Genomic DNA, 14,530 nt, shown 5'->3' with positions numbered 1-14,530 from the left:
ACAAAAAAAGGCGCGCTATGCACCGAGCTGCAGCTTTTGCTCCGAATTGGAGCGAGTCCATGGCGAGGCGACACTCCGGCCGCGCAAGCAAGGAGTAGTGCGTTTCGTTCCGAGTGTCAGGTTATGACGCAGTCCCCGACGCAGAATGTTCTGGACGTCGCTTGCAGATCGAAAACGGTCACTATCAATCAATGGATTTGGCCATTTCCGATGTTCCAGCCGCGTCGTTCCAGGATGAAAATGCATTTCGTCGAGTGGGCGGAGGAGGAGTCGGCATGATGGACGAATCCTCCTCCTGTAGTCCGTGACGACGATCAGGCTTGTACCGCGTCGGCCCCGCCAGAGAGCACGGATTTTTTGCGTACCGCTTGATAGAGAAGGCTGGACACCATGAAGCCTGCAATGGCCAGCACGCTCATCAGAATGAACACATAGTTGTAGCCCTGTTGACCAGGGAAGTGGTCGAGGATCGCGCCATAGATGACGTAGGCAAACATGCCAGGGGCATAGCCGATCAGGCAACCGATGCCGAAGGCCGAGCCGGTGATGTGCTGGGGAATGCCGACTTCGCCCATGGGTGCCCAGAACACGCCGCGCATCGAGAAAACAATCAGGGCGAAGGATAGGGTGGCCGCCATCCCCGCATAGATGAAGCCCGGGCTTTTAGGAATCAGCATGATCACGGCCATCAGCGGCAATAGCGCCAGAAATGCCCACTTCAGATAACGGCTGGTGCTCTTGAACTGCTTGTCGGCAATGAAACCGCCGGCAGGCCCGCCGAGGATTTTCAGGAAGTATTGATTGATGATGCCGTAGGCGCCTACCAACGCTACTGGCAACCCGTACATTTCCTTGAGGTAGGGGATGAAATAGGTCAGGCCGCAGTAGACGATGTAGACCATGAACACATTGAGGCTGACCAACCAGATACCGGGTACCTTGATAGCCTCCATCAGGTTTGCCAGACCGTTTTTCGGCTTGGTGGCCGATTGCGCATTACCGCCCTTGAGCAGGACCCAGGTCAGGGTGCCAGCCAGAATGTCGATGACCGAGTAGAACAGGATCGCCGATTTCAGGCCGGCTTCCCCCGAGCCCATGGCGACGAACACGCCCAGTGCGGAAAAGGCCACCAGCGTATCAACCACGCCGCGCCCGCCTTCCAGCAGGCCGAACAACCGGCCTTGCTCCTGATCGTCACCCAGATTGCGGATGGCCTTGAGCAGCGATGGCCAGAACAGGCAGTCGGCACAGACGGCCAACAGACTGAACACGATCAGCAAACTGCTGAAGGGCGGAAAGGTCGCCAGGTACAACCCCAGGCTCCCGGTCCCGATCAGGCCGAGGGGGATCAGTTTGCGCGTGTCGTAGCGATCGGCGAGCAGGCCACCAACCACGAACAGTGCAGTCGCGATGATCGCGTTGGCACTCAACAGCATGCCGATTTCAGTGTGGCTCAGGCCCATGAATTCCTGCATGGGGACATAGAAGGCGTCCTTGAGATTCGCCAGCTTGTAAATGGTGCCGCCACCAAGGATGAGAATCAGGAATCTGAGCCATTTGGCCTTGTTTTGAGTTGTCATTATTGTTCTCCGGGCGTAATCGGGTCGTCAGGTTCAGGCGTTGGAAGGAGCGGCCAGGGTCAGTTCAGCCAAGGTGCGCAGTTCGCCCAGCAAACCTCGGACATAGGCCACCTGATTGTTCGCCCAGCGGTGTTCGTCGGCCAGCATGCGCTCGAGCGAGTAGCCTTTCGGGAGCGGCGTTTCGCTCATCTCCCGGTAAGCAATGAATGGATCGGCTGCTTCGAGGCTCTGGCGGAAGGCCGGGGCCACGTAGTGATTTTCCTGCTCGAGAATGAACGCGATCACTTGCGGGGTTGCTTCGCCCAGCATCAACAGTTCGAACAGCATGCGGGCGCTGGGCAGATCGTCTTCGTCGCTGCCTTGCAACACGCCGTAATGGCCGAAGCCGTTTTGTTCGGGGACGATGCGTACGCCCTTGAGGTGAGCCTGGCGGATGTGCGGCGCCAGGTTGTGCAGGGCCTGCAGGGGCTGTTCGCAGGCATTGATCATGTTGCCGAAGTCGAACAGGGCATGCAGGCGAGGGTGGTTGACACGGTTGAGCAGCTGCGCGATTTCGCTGCTCTTGAGTTCTTCATGCTGCTCGAAGTCAAAGTACAGATCGTTGGCATCGGCCTGTTGTGCGAGGTAGTGCAGGTCGGTCTCGATCACGTCCATGACCCGCGACAGCGGACCCTCGTAACGTGAGTAGACACGGATGTTGCGCACGCCCAGTGCGTTGGCGATGGCGATCACCTGGTCGACATCCTTTTTCAGCGTGCTGCTGATTTCCAGATGCACATCCAGCCCCAGCGCCTTGGCCTTGCTGGCAAACACCTGGAGCTGCTCTGGCGACATCTGGCTCAGGCTGTTTTCCTCGCCGTCGAGCAAGTGCAGGCTCAGGCCTTGCAGCTCGTGGCGATAGGCGAAGTCCAGCATGTCCGCGGGTGTGACACGACCGTGGGTGAGGTTGGTCAGTAGCGGGTAGGCGTGGGCAAACAGGCGCAATTGCCCGAGACGCTCAAGCAACCGCTGGGCCAGTGCCTCTGTCAGCACTGGAGCAGCCACGTGTTCGACCACCTTGTGGCTCAGCAAGGCGTTGAATCGTTCCTGGATCTTGTTGTTCATTAGAGTTGTTCCTGGTTCAGGCACCGGTCTACCGGCGCAGCCTTTATCGCGCCAGCCAGGAACTCTCGATAGATCCATTATCAATTAATTGATAAGGCCACTTTCCACGCATCAAGTGGTCGGCGGAAGATAACCCAGCGTGTGCAAAGCCTGGGCCAGCTCCTCGACACGCTCCCGGGCCTGCTTTTCAGGCGTGCCGGCAAAACCGATCAACAGGGCAGGCGGCAGGTCACGCTTGATGCGGTAGTCGCTCAAGGCGTAGGTGTGGATGTTGTGTCGGGCCAGTTGCCGGGCGATTTCAGTGTCACTGAGTTCGGGGGGCAGCCAGGCGATCAGGTGCATGCCAGCATCCGTCGGAGTGATCCTGAAAAAGCTGCCGATCTGCTTTTCAAGTTGTTCGATCAACGCCTGCTGGCGCGCCTTGTACAGTGCACGCATGCGGCGGATGTGCCCCAGGAAGTGGCCTTCGCTCATGAAGTCGGCCGTTGTGGCCTGAAGCAGTGTGGGCGGGCTGCGATCCATGACCGCGCGCAGGGTGCAGAAGGGCTCGACCAGAGCCTGCGGCAGAATCACATAGCCCAGTCTCAGTGACGGGAAGAGCACTTTGCTGAACGTGCCGACGTAGATCACTCTGGCCATCTGGTCCATGGCATACAGTGCCGGAAGAAGTCGACCACTGTAGCGAAACTCGCTGTCGCAATCGTCCTCGATGATCCAGCTCTGATGCTTCGCAGCCCAGTCGATGAGTGCCTGGCGCCGCACATAACTCAGGGTGACACCCAAAGGATGCTGACGCGAAGGCGTACAGAATACCAGGCGCGCATCAGGGCACTCGGCAAGGCCTTGCTGGACATCGATCCCCTGTTCATCAATACGCAACGGAATGATCCGGGCCCCCTGGGCTTGCAACGCAATTCGCGCGGCGATGTGCCCAGGGTCTTCCATCCAGACACTGTCCTGCGGATTGAGCAGCAGCATGCCCAGCAGGTTGAATGCTTGCTGCGCGCCGGAAACGATCACTACCTGCCCGGCATTGCAGTCGATACCTCGCGCATCGAAGACATACTCGGCAATCGCTGTGCGAAACGCCTGCAAGCCTTGCAACTCGCCATAACCCAGGATCGCCTTGGTTGGCTTTAGCAAATGTCGGTTCATCAGGCGCCGCCAGATTGCTTGCGGAAACCCTTCATAGGTGCTGTGACTGGGCAGGAAGGAGGTCGGCGTCGCCGGATCCCAGTCGGCATAGGACACCCCGCGAAAATGATCGCTGCGCAGCGACAGCATCGACTGGCTCAGTTCGGACAGGCGCGGTGGCTGGCGCGGTTGCTCGTCCTCGATACTCCGGTTTTCCCACTCAGTACCGACATACGTACCTGCACCCGTGCGCGAGGCCAGGAAACCTTCGGCAATCAACTGATCGAAAGCATTGAGGATGGTGATCCGCGACAGCCCCAACTCGATGCTCAAGGTCCGCGTCGACGGCAGGCGCACGCCCCCCTGAATTCTGCCGTTGAGTATCTGTTTGCGAATTTGCAGATACAGTTGACGGTACAGAGGTATGGCACTGGCACGGTCCAGTTCGATAGCCGACAGCAGCAAACCTGTGGGGGATTTCATGACATGCTCGTCTGGTGAAATGGGACTTGACCTGGAAACCGTCAGGCGACGGGGCTTTCAGGGTAGCGAGCGATACCCGATAAGTCATCCGTCCGGCTTTGATGTCCGGTGCAGTTTGATGGCTGGATACTGCAGAAAAGACCGAATAAAGCGTCCGCTTTGGGTCGTTGACGCTCAGTCGCGAATGGCTGCTAACGATCCATTGCGGACACCTGTAACCGGGGCCGCTTCGCGGCCCATCGCCGGCAAGCGCGGCTCCCACAGGTACAGCGCATGCCTGAAAGTTGGTGATATTCCTGTGGGAGCCGGCTTGCCGGCGATGAGGCCGGTACTGACTACAGAGCTTTGGATCAGTGTCCGCCGTGGGTCGTTAGCCGCCATTCGCGGTCGATCGCTTTTGGCCCAAAGCGGACGCTAAAGGATAACTGGTTTCGTAAGCGCGACGCCGCTCCTGTGGGAGCGGGTTTACCCGCGAAGAGGCCGGTGCAGGCGACACAACATGGTGATCACTGCTGACTCGCCGGCCGGTGATGAGTGAGAGGCGCCAATGGAAGTGTTACTGCACATTCCCTTCGCTTGAAACGCTTCCCTGACACCGGTAGTCTTTGCCCGCTGCTGTAAGTCCAGCGGCCGGGTTTGGTCACCCGCAATCATCAAGGCGCACAAGCGCCCGCTCTGCGATACAGTTGGCGCTTTTTTGTGCCCGCTGTTTCGTTTTATGGCGGCTGTGCGTGGGGCGCCTCCGTGCGCGCCGGTTTCCTTGATTCCCGGTTGACCAACCCGCGTACAGTCGCCACCCATTCGTTTGGTCACGTTGTGTGGCGGCTCCAGTGAATCAAGGAGCGACACAATGACAAAAGGCTTACCCGATCCTCCCGTACGCGCCACCACGGCGTCCTCCAGTTTCTCCACGTGCGAATGCAGCCATCCGCCGTTGTTTGCCGTGCGTTCTGGGGTGGACTACGAAGATGCGCTGGTGCATCTGTCCACGCTGCTCAAAGGCGCTTTTGCGACCAATCTCAAGGCACTGGAGCTGGCCAAGGGAACCTGTCGTGATCTGTTGTTGAGCAATGACCATGGGCTGGATTCGGCCAAGGCGGTGGTGGAGGCGTTGCTGGATGGGGTGGAGAGACAGCAACTGGTTGGGCGGAAGACGGTACCGGGTGTCTGACGAGCGTTTGGGCTTTGTTTGACTCAAGCGGCAGCCGTGATTGACCTCGAGGGCCCCTTCGCGGGTGAACCCGCTCCCACAGGTTCAGCGCCAACTCGAAGCCCGCGCAGTATCTGTGGGAGCGGGCGCGCCCGCGAAGCAGGCGACGCGGTGGATGGCACCGGCTTTGCCGGTGTTCGCGGGCAAGCCCGCTCCCACAGGTTCAGCGCCAACTCGAAGCCCGCGCAGTATCTGTGGGAGCGGGCGCGCCCGCGAAGCAGACGACGCGGTGAATGGCACCGGCTTTGCCGGTGTTCGCGGGCATGCCCGCTCCCACAGGTACCGTGTGATCTCAAGTGCGACGCCGGCCCTGTGGGAGCGGGTTTACCCGCGAAGAATGCGACATGGTGCATGGCACCGGCTATGCCGGTGTTCGCGGGTAAACCCGCTCCCACAATGATCGCCGTTGGGCAAAACGACAGCTATGGGTCGTTATCCGCGGTACGCACCAGAACCGTTATCCAACCTGGCGGTCGTTCACCGCTGGCAGGCCCCCGCGCTGTACTGACCATAGCCCCGTATCAGGCTCTAGGTTGCCTTTCGCCAACCACCGATCGTCAGCTCCATCGACCTCCAAGCCTGCCGCCCGGTCAACCGGGAGACCCTAGGCCGCGATGGTGAACCAATGGACGTCCTTGCTGACAATGAAATGTCGACCCGTAGTCATGTGGTCGGGCAACTGATCGTGGTGTTTTCCTTGATTCTGCTGCTGGCCTTGTTACTGGGGCTGTTCTCCCTCTACCGCCTCGCCGAGGCGCTGGATGCCCGGCAAGTGCAGCAAAGCCGCTTCTATGCTGAATCCGCCATGGCCCAGTTGCAGAAAAACGACAAGACGTTCCTGCTGACCCATGCCAACTGGCAGGCCGCCTATGATCACTTGGGCGGGCAGGTCGATGCACATTGGGCATACGACGAGGACAACGTCGGCGCCACGCTCTATACCTCCGATGGGTACGAAGGCGTATATGTGCTCGATGACGACGGCACTCGGTACGCAATACTGGACGGTAAGCTCAGCCAGCAGGGCCTGGAGCATCATACTGTCAGTGCTGGCAAGATCCTGCAGGAGGCTCGGCAAGCAGCTCAGCACGATCAGGCGTCTTCAGGCTACCTGGTCTTTCGTGGCCAGCCGGCGGTGTACGTCGCTGCACTGATCCGCCCGCAGACCCAGCCGGCCCGCCCGCCGGGACCAACTGCGGTGTTGGTGTTCATTCGGGTTCTATCGCCACAGGTGCTTTTGCCGCTGGGCCAGGCGGCGGGGTTGTCCGGCCTGGCCGTGGACGATTCGGCCGATCAGCGCCAAGGGCGCGGTGCCCTGCCACTCGAAGGCAGCGGCCACGCCTTGACATGGGATATACCGCAGCCTGGCACCGAACTGACCCAGACGGTTATCGCGCCCTTGGCTATCGCTGTTCTATTCATCGCGTTGAGCATGGCATTGTTTGCACGCTATGCGATTCGGGCCAGCACCAGGATCGATCGTAGCCACCGTGCTCTGGTGACTTCCAGGGCTGCCCTGCAATCGAGTGAAGAGCGCTTCAAGGCCGTGGCCGAAGCCGCGTCGGACTGGATATGGGAAACTGATGTACTCCTTCGGCTGACCTACCTGTCGGACCGGTTCACCGCACTCACCGGGCACCCGGTCGAGGCGTGGCGACAGCGCCCGATTACCAAGTTGCTGTCGTGTGACACCAGTAACCTGCGGACCTCGCTGCACAGCCTGGCCGCGACAGGCTCTTCCGGCACGCTGCGTTGCCAGTACCAGGACCATCTCGGTCAACAGCGTATCTGCAGGATCGCATCTCGTGCGATCGTGGCAGAGGGCGTCTGTACCGGCTTTCGTGGCACGTGCAGCGACATCACCGACGAAGTGGCCGCCCATGCCCAGATTCAGCACCTGTCTTTGCACGACGCCCTGACCGGCCTGCCGAATCGCAACAAGCTGTTCCGTTTTCTCGAACAATCAACGCCTGGCGCCCAGCTGGCGCTGTTGATGCTGGACCTGGACAACTTCAAGCCCATCAACGACAGCCTTGGGCATCCAGCCGGCGACGCGGTGCTGCTCGAGGTAGCGAGCCGCCTCGGTCAAGCTACCCGTGACAGTGATCTGGTCGCCCGTCTGGGAGGTGATGAATTCATCGTCGTACTTACCCGGCCGGGCGATCACGAAGACATGGACCGGTTCTGCATGCGCGTGATCGAGGCGATCAAGCGCCCCATTCAGGTCGAAGGGCATGTCGTGCAAGTGGGGGTGAGCCTGGGTGTAGTGCTGTCGGCCGAATACCCCGGTACACCGAGCGACCTGATCCGGCACGCCGACGTGGCCCTTTACAGCGCCAAGCAGGCGGGCAAGAACACCTGGCGCTTCTTTTCGGCACAGATGAACGCAGCATTGATGGAGAAACGTGTGCTGGAAAGCGAGTTGCGCGAGGGTATACCGCGTGGCGAACTGGTGCTGCATTTTCAGCCGCGCTTCAAGGTCGATGGGGTCTCGATCGCATCGGCCGAGGCCCTGGTGCGCTGGCAACACCCTCGCTTGGGCCTGCTGCGCCCGGACCGTTTCATTCCACTTGCCGAAGAGTCCGACCTTATCGTGCTGCTTGGCAACTGGGTGCTGCATGACGCCTGCATCAAGGCGCGGGGCTGGCCGCAGGCGGTGATGGTTTCGGTCAACATGTCGCCGGCCCAGTTCAGCCGCAGTGATGTGGTCCGCGACGTCGGTAACGCGTTGCGCGCCACCGGGCTGCCAGCCCACCGCCTGGAGCTGGAAATTACCGAAAACGTCATGCTCAACGATGTCGAAGGCGCACTGCACACCATGCTTGCACTGAAGGAGCTGGGCGTGCGCCTGAACATGGACGACTTCGGGACCGGTTACTCCTCGCTGGGCTACCTGCGTACCTACCCGTTTGACAGCATCAAGATCGACAAGCGCTTCGTGCAGCACCTGGGCAAGAGCGGCAGCGACCGTAGCGTGGTCCAGGCCATCATCAACCTTGGCAATGCAATGGGCATGACGGTGACTGCCGAAGGTGTCGAGACCGCCGAGCAATTGGCCTTGCTCAGCGATGACCAATGCCATGAAGTACAAGGCTTCCTGCTCAGCAAACCGCTGGAAAACGAGGCACTGATGGGGATGATGAAAGACCAGGTGTCGTTAGCGCAATGACGCTTCGCAGAGGAGGGCAGTTTCATTCGGATGCAAACGACGGCCGTTCCGCGAACCATGCCACCGCCAGCTCCTTGAACGCCTCAGCCGAAGGCGTCAGCGGATAGCGTTGATCATGCGCCAGCACGATGCTGTGCGTTGGCAATTTCTCCTCGGTCGGCCGACACACCAGCGCTTGACCATCATAACTGCGGTCACCAAACGGCCGGGTGTAGATCAGCGCCACGCCAAACCCGTTGGCGACCAGGCTACGCTGCATCTCGAAGGTGCGCACACGGTGTACAGCGGCGGGCGAAAGATCGTAGAAGCTGAACAGATCCAGCACATGCTGCCAGCTGTGGACCTGATCGGTGACTACCAATGTGTATTCGGATAGCGCTTTGAGGCTGACGCGCGATTCCTTGGCCAACGGGTGATCGGCAGCCAGCAGTACCTGAGCGGTCAGCTGACACAGCTGGGTGCATTGAGTGTTCGGCGGCAGGCCCAGATCGTAGGTGATCGCCAGCTCTATCGCACCCTCACTCAGCCGCTTGCCAACATAATCGAAGCTGCCTTCGCGCATATCGACCGTGACCCTCGGGCAGGACTCCTGCATCCGGCGCACGATCTGTGGCAGGCAATAGGGCGCCAGGTCTTCAAAACACCCGACCACCAACTCTCCGACACACTCTCCCGCATTGGCATTGATCTCGGCAAAGGTCCGAGCCTCGCTCAGAACGCGGCGGGCCTGGACCATGACGGTACGCCCGAACGGGGTCAGCGATATGCCGAGGCCACGTTGGCGCACGAAAATCGATTGGCCCAGCACCTCTTCCAATTCGCTGATGGCCGCCGAAATGGAGGGCTGCGAAACATGAAGCTCCATGGCGGCAGTCGTGAGGTTCCCGTGCTTGGCCGCTGCGAGCGCGTAGCGCAGTTGTCGCAGTGTGAACTTCATAGGTTTTTCCGTTGTGATACATCAGGACATATTATTTTATCCTTTTTTGAGGTTGTGAAATATTTCCTCTGTGTAGTGGCAACCGATCACAGGTGCCACGCCGATGCCGATTGCAAGGCTGATCAGCCAGTTTGGCGACCCTCTTTGGGCCGGATGCCCTCGACTACTGCAATCCATGTTCTTGTTTGGGAGCGTCACAATGAAAATTACAAAGGCTCTGCTGACCACCACACTATCTTTCGGGCTGCTGGCGGCCGCTGGTGCCAGCCAGGCGGCCGGCTGGTGCGAGTCTGGCAAACCGGTGAAATTCGCCGGATTGAACTGGGAAAGCGGGATGCTGCTCACCGACGTGATGCAGTTCGTGCTGAAAAATGGTTATGGCTGTGAAACCGACAGCCTGCCGGGTAACTCCATCTCCATGGAAAACGCCCTGAGCAGCAACGACATTCAGGTGTTTGCCGAAGAGTGGGTAGGGCGCAGCGAGGTCTGGAACAAGGCTGCGGCCGCCGGCAAGGTCGTTGGCGTCGGCGCGCCGGTCGTTGGCGCAGTCGAAGGCTGGTATGTGCCGCGTTACGTGATCGAAGGCGACCCCAAGCGCAAACTCGAAGCCAAGGCACCGAACCTCAAGACCATCGCTGATCTTGGGCAATACGCCCAGGTATTCAAGGACCCGGAAGAGCCGGACAAGGGGCGCTTCTACAATTGCCCGGCCGGCTGGACCTGCGAGCTGGACAACAGCGAGATGCTCAAGCACTACGGCCTGGAAAGCAGCTACACCAACTTCCGCCCGGGCACCGGCCCGGCACTGGATGCCGCCGTGCTGTCGAGCTACAAGCGTGGCGAGCCGATCCTGTTCTACTACTGGTCGCCGACGCCGCTGATGGGCCTGGTCGACCTGGTCAAGCTGGACGAGAAGCCAGGCGTGGATAAATCCCTGACCATCAAAGTGGGCCTGTCGAAGGCCTTCCACGAGCAGGCGCCGGAACTGGTGGCGGTGCTGGAAAAGGTCAATCTGCCGATCGACCTGCTGAACCAGAACCTGGCGCGCATGAGCAAAGATCGCATCGAGTCGCCGGAACTGGCCAAGTTGTTCCTCAAGGAGCACCCCGAGGTCTGGCACAGCTGGGTCAGCGAAGACGCAGCCAAAAAGGTGGACGCGGCACTCTGAGCGTATGGGTTCGTCCGGCTCCTGCCGGACAAGGCACGCGACAGTCCGTTTCATGCACTTGCTCGAGAGAATTCCATGTTTCCCAAGAACTTCACGTTTTCCATTGCCGACTGGGTAAATGGCTGGGTCGATGCGCTTGTAACCAACTACGGTGACGTGTTCCGGCACATCTCCGACACCCTGCTGTGGGCCATCGTCAACCTCGAAGGCCTGCTGCGCGCAGTACCCTGGTGGCTGATGCTGGCCGTTGTTGCCGGTATCGCCTGGCACGCCACCCGTAAAGTCGTGACCACTGCCGTGATCGTCGGCTTGCTCTTTTTGGTCGGCGCGGTCGGCCTCTGGGACAAGCTGATGCAGACCCTGGCGCTGATGCTGGTCGCAACGCTGATATCGGTCCTGGTCGGCATTCCGCTGGGCGTGCTGTCGGCGCGCAACGATCGCCTGCGGGCGGTGTTGATGCCGCTGCTCGACATTATGCAGACCATGCCCAGCTTCGTGTACCTGATCCCGGTGCTGATGCTGTTCGGCCTGGGCAAGGTGCCGGCGATCTTTGCCACCGTCATCTATGCCGCGCCGCCGCTGATTCGCCTGACTGACCTGGGCATTCGCCAGGTGGATGGCGAGGTCATGGAGGCGATCAACGCTTTCGGTGCCAATCGCATGCAACAACTGTTCGGTGTGCAGCTGCCACTGGCGTTGCCGAGCATCATGGCCGGTATCAACCAGACCACCATGATGGCCCTGTCGATGGTGGTCATCGCCTCGATGATCGGTGCCCGCGGCCTGGGTGAAGACGTCCTGGTCGGCATCCAGACCCTGAATGTGGGCCGCGGCCTCGAAGCGGGCCTGGCCATCGTGATTCTGGCGGTCGTGATCGACCGCATTACCCAGGCCTATGGCCGACCACGGCATGGGGTGGGCAAATGAGCGCCAAACAGACAATGAACAAGATCGAAGTCAAGAATGTCTTCAAGATATTCGGTGCTCGCGCCGAAGATGCCCTGAAACTGATCCGCCAGCAAAAAGCCAAGGATCAGGTCCTGGCCGAAACCGGCTGCGTGGTCGGGGTCAACGATCTCTCGTTGTCCATCGGCAGCGGCGAGATCTTCGTGATCATGGGGCTGTCGGGCTCGGGCAAGTCGACCCTGGTGCGCCACTTCAACCGCCTGATCGACCCGACCAGCGGCCAGATCCTGGTCGATGGCGAAGACATTCTGCAGTACGACATGGACGCCCTGCGCGAATTCCGCCGGCACAAGATCAGCATGGTATTCCAGAGCTTCGGCCTGTTGCCGCACCGCAGCGTGCTGGATAACGTCGCCTACGGCCTGAAAGTCCGTGGCGAGAGCAAGGCCAGGTGCGCAGAGCGTGCCCTGCACTGGATCAACACCGTGGGCCTCAAGGGTTACGAAAAGTCGTACCCGCACCAGTTGTCGGGCGGCAGGCGTCAGCGCGTCGGCCTGGCCCGCGCTCTGGCAGCCGACACCGACATCATCCTGATGGACGAAGCCTTCAGTGCGCTCGACCCACTGATTCGCGCCGAAATGCAGGACCAGTTGCTGGAGCTGCAGAAGACACTGCACAAGACCATCGTGTTCATCACCCACGACCTGGACGAGGCGGTGCGTATCGGCAACCGGATTGCCATTCTCAAGGACGGTCGCCTGGTCCAGGTCGGTACGCCGAAAGAAATCCTCTACCAACCTGCGGACGAATATGTAGATCGTTTCGTGCAGCGTCGCGTAGCTTCGCTTTAAGGAACCGGGTGTATGTCGTTTGCCGAAAGAATCATCATCGCCGACGCGCCAGTGCGTTGGCAGGACGTGGTGGCAGTGGCCCGGCATGGCGCGAAGCTTGAGCTGGCCCCATCGGCCTGGGCACGGATCGAGAACGCCCAGGCGATTGTCCAGCGCATCGTTTCCAGCGGTGACCGCGCCTATGGCGTCAACACCGGGCTTGGCGCCTTGTGCAATGTCTCGTTGCAGGACGAACAACTCAGCCAGCTGTCGCACAACACCTTGCTCAGCCATGCCTGTGGCGTGGGTACGGCGCTGTCGGACGAACAGACCCGGGCGATCATGTGCGCGGCGATCATCAATTTCTGCCAGGGCCGTTCCGGCCTGCAGCGCAAGGTGGTCGAGGCGCTGCTGACCTTGCTCAACCAGCACATCACACCGCAGGTGCCGAAGCAGGGGTCGGTGGGGTACCTGACCCACATGGCGCATATCAGCATCAGCTTGCTGGGCGTCGGCCAGGTCAGCTATCGCGGCCAGATCATGCCGGCGCAGCAGGCCTTGGCCGAGGTCGGCCTGGCGCCGGTCAAACTGGGTGCCAAGGATGGCCTGTGCCTGGTCAACGGTACCCCTTGCATGACCGGCCTTAGCTGCCTGTCCCTGGACGATGCCACGCGGTTGAGCCAATGGGCGGATGTTATCAGTGCCATGAGCTTCGAGGCCCTGCGCGGCCAGCTCGATGCCTTCGACCCTGAAATCATCGCGATGAAACCGCACCCCGGCATGCAGCGCGTGGGCAGTAACCTGCGGCGCCTGCTCGACGGCAGCGAAATCATTGCCAGCAGCCAAGGCATTCGCACCCAGGACGCGTTGAGCATTCGCTCGATTCCGCAGGTTCATGGCGCCGCCCGCGACCAGCTGGACCACGCTGCGCGGCAGATCGAAACCGAACTCAACTCCACCACCGACAACCCGATGCTGCTGGGTACGCCCGAGTCGTATCGGGTGGTTTCCCAGGCGAATCCGCACGGCCAGTCGGTGGCCATGGCGGCTGACTTGCTGGCCATCGCGGTGGCCGAGATCGGGGCGATTGCCGAGCGTCGTCTCGATCGCCTGATCAACCCGTTGGTCAGCGGTTTGCCGGCTTTCCTGGTCAGCCAGCCGGGAGTTAATTCGGGGATGATGATTGTCCAGTACGTGGCTGCTTCACTGTGTGCAGAAAACCGTCAGCTGGCACAACCGGCAGTCGTCGACAACTACGTCACCTCCGGCCTGCAGGAGGATCATCTGAGCATGGGCACCAATGCCGGGTTGAAGCTGCACCGCGCCCTGGAGAACTGCACGCAGATCCTCGCCATCGAATACCTGTTGGCGGCCCAGGCATTCGAGTTCCTCAAGGAGCAGCGCTTTGGCGCGGGTACCAACGTTGCCTGGCGGTTGTTGCGCGAACGGGTCCCGGCGTATGCCCAGGACCGTTGGCTGGCCCCGGATATCGCCAGCAGCGCATCGATCCTGAAGGATCCGGGCCTGCTTGGCGCTGCATTCCCCGAGCTGCTATGACCAATGCAAGGGCCACTCATGGCTTCGGCTCGTGAGGGGCAGGACCTGTGCAATCGGGGGGGGGGCAAATGCCCCCTTGATTGTGAACGACCAATATTCAGAAAAAAGGCCAGGGTGCCATGCACCCTGGCCGAGCTCATTTCAAGTTAGCGATTTTCGCTACCACGACCGCCGCCGTGGCTGTTCTGTCCGCCTTTACGTCCAGCCTCGGAGGCGCGTTCACGGTCGTTGGCAAAGTTGCCCCCAGAGCTCTGACCGCCTTTGCGACCTGCCTCCGATGCCTTCTCACGGTCATTGGCAAAGTTGCCTGGGTTGTTCTGTGCGTTACCACCTTGGTTGCCACGATTGCTTTGGTTGTCAGCCATGATCTTTCACCTCATGTCGTCACACAGGAAAGTCTGTGTTCAATTCGGACGTCAGGCAGAGGGGCGTTTGCTCTACTGCATTTTGTT

The 14,530-nt window shown here is 60.4% G+C and carries 10 protein-coding genes and 1 pseudogene; 6 read left to right on the top strand and 5 right to left on the bottom strand.

All coding sequences use genetic code 11. The features are described 5' to 3' along the window. Positions 1-314: 314 nt before the first annotated feature. From MJ643_RS01090 to MJ643_RS01080, 3 genes are all read right to left on the bottom strand, one after another. Positions 315-1,580, bottom strand: coding sequence for an MFS transporter (locus MJ643_RS01090; protein WP_023660577.1), 1,266 nt, complete (start codon positions 1,578-1,580; stop codon positions 315-317). A 33-nt stretch (positions 1,581-1,613) separates the two neighbouring features. Next, the gene (locus MJ643_RS01085; protein WP_038409403.1) at positions 1,614-2,684 is read right to left on the bottom strand and encodes a TIM barrel protein; all 1,071 of its coding nucleotides are present in this window, start codon (positions 2,682-2,684) and stop codon (positions 1,614-1,616) included. A gap of 111 nt (positions 2,685-2,795) precedes the next feature. Further along, the gene (locus MJ643_RS01080; protein ID WP_038409405.1) at positions 2,796-4,301 is read right to left on the bottom strand and encodes a PLP-dependent aminotransferase family protein; all 1,506 of its coding nucleotides are present in this window, start codon (positions 4,299-4,301) and stop codon (positions 2,796-2,798) included. A 934-nt stretch (positions 4,302-5,235) separates the two neighbouring features. On the opposite strand from MJ643_RS01080, the gene MJ643_RS01075 reads away from it, so the two are divergent. Continuing rightward, positions 5,236-5,472: a hypothetical protein gene (locus tag MJ643_RS01075; protein WP_015270586.1), complete on the top strand. Its 237-nt coding sequence runs from the start codon at positions 5,236-5,238 to the stop codon at positions 5,470-5,472. Positions 5,473-6,136: 664 nt separating this feature from the next. After that, the gene (locus MJ643_RS01070; protein WP_038409407.1) at positions 6,137-8,680 is read left to right on the top strand and encodes an EAL domain-containing protein; all 2,544 of its coding nucleotides are present in this window, start codon (positions 6,137-6,139) and stop codon (positions 8,678-8,680) included. Positions 8,681-8,702: 22 nt separating this feature from the next. Here MJ643_RS01070 and MJ643_RS01065 read toward each other — a convergent pair whose 3' ends face one another. Then, positions 8,703-9,617 carry a LysR family transcriptional regulator gene (locus tag MJ643_RS01065; protein WP_015270113.1) on the bottom strand — a complete coding sequence of 305 codons (915 nt, stop codon included), beginning with the start codon at positions 9,615-9,617 and terminating at the stop codon, positions 8,703-8,705. 199 nt (positions 9,618-9,816) lie between these two features. On the opposite strand from MJ643_RS01065, the gene MJ643_RS01060 reads away from it, so the two are divergent. From MJ643_RS01060 to hutH, 4 genes are all read left to right on the top strand, one after another. After that, positions 9,817-10,785 carry an ABC transporter substrate-binding protein gene (locus MJ643_RS01060; RefSeq protein ID WP_015270114.1) on the top strand — a complete coding sequence of 323 codons (969 nt, stop codon included), beginning with the start codon at positions 9,817-9,819 and terminating at the stop codon, positions 10,783-10,785. Between the two features lie 75 nt (positions 10,786-10,860). Next, entirely contained in the window at positions 10,861-11,712 is an 852-nt protein-coding gene (locus MJ643_RS01055; RefSeq protein ID WP_038409409.1) for a proline/glycine betaine ABC transporter permease, read from the top strand. Then, entirely contained in the window at positions 11,709-12,542 is an 834-nt protein-coding gene (locus tag MJ643_RS01050; protein WP_208209231.1) for a glycine betaine/L-proline ABC transporter ATP-binding protein, read from the top strand. Before MJ643_RS01055 ends, MJ643_RS01050 begins: the two co-directional genes overlap by 4 nt. A gap of 12 nt (positions 12,543-12,554) precedes the next feature. Continuing rightward, complete coding sequence (gene hutH, locus MJ643_RS01045) at positions 12,555-14,078, top strand: histidine ammonia-lyase (protein ID WP_023661494.1); 1,524 nt, start codon at positions 12,555-12,557, stop codon at positions 14,076-14,078. Positions 14,079-14,224: 146 nt separating this feature from the next. Here hutH and MJ643_RS01040 read toward each other — a convergent pair. Further along, a pseudogene (locus tag MJ643_RS01040) lies at positions 14,225-14,419 on the bottom strand (general stress protein); the annotation flags it as partial. Positions 14,420-14,530 lie beyond the last annotated feature (111 nt).

Origin of the sequence: Pseudomonas sp. PNPG3 (assembly GCF_023093815.1) — a bacterium.
In the GTDB taxonomy this organism is placed as follows: Bacteria; Pseudomonadota; Gammaproteobacteria; order Pseudomonadales; family Pseudomonadaceae; genus Aquipseudomonas; species Aquipseudomonas asiatica.
Note: the sequence above shows the minus strand (reverse complement) of the source record. Positions and strands in the feature narration are given on the sequence as shown.

Coding starts and splice junctions, on each gene's coding strand:
- MJ643_RS01090 (WP_023660577.1), bottom strand. CDS start 1,580: ATGACAACTCAAAACAAGGCCAAATGGCTCAGATTCCTGATTCTCATC.
- MJ643_RS01085 (WP_038409403.1), bottom strand. CDS start 2,684: ATGAACAACAAGATCCAGGAACGATTCAACGCCTTGCTGAGCCACAAG.
- MJ643_RS01080 (WP_038409405.1), bottom strand. CDS start 4,301: ATGAAATCCCCCACAGGTTTGCTGCTGTCGGCTATCGAACTGGACCGT.
- MJ643_RS01070 (WP_038409407.1), top strand. CDS start 6,137: ATGGACGTCCTTGCTGACAATGAAATGTCGACCCGTAGTCATGTGGTC.
- MJ643_RS01065 (WP_015270113.1), bottom strand. CDS start 9,617: ATGAAGTTCACACTGCGACAACTGCGCTACGCGCTCGCAGCGGCCAAG.
- MJ643_RS01060 (WP_015270114.1), top strand. CDS start 9,817: ATGAAAATTACAAAGGCTCTGCTGACCACCACACTATCTTTCGGGCTG.
- MJ643_RS01055 (WP_038409409.1), top strand. CDS start 10,861: ATGTTTCCCAAGAACTTCACGTTTTCCATTGCCGACTGGGTAAATGGC.
- MJ643_RS01050 (WP_208209231.1), top strand. CDS start 11,709: ATGAGCGCCAAACAGACAATGAACAAGATCGAAGTCAAGAATGTCTTC.
- hutH (WP_023661494.1), top strand. CDS start 12,555: ATGTCGTTTGCCGAAAGAATCATCATCGCCGACGCGCCAGTGCGTTGG.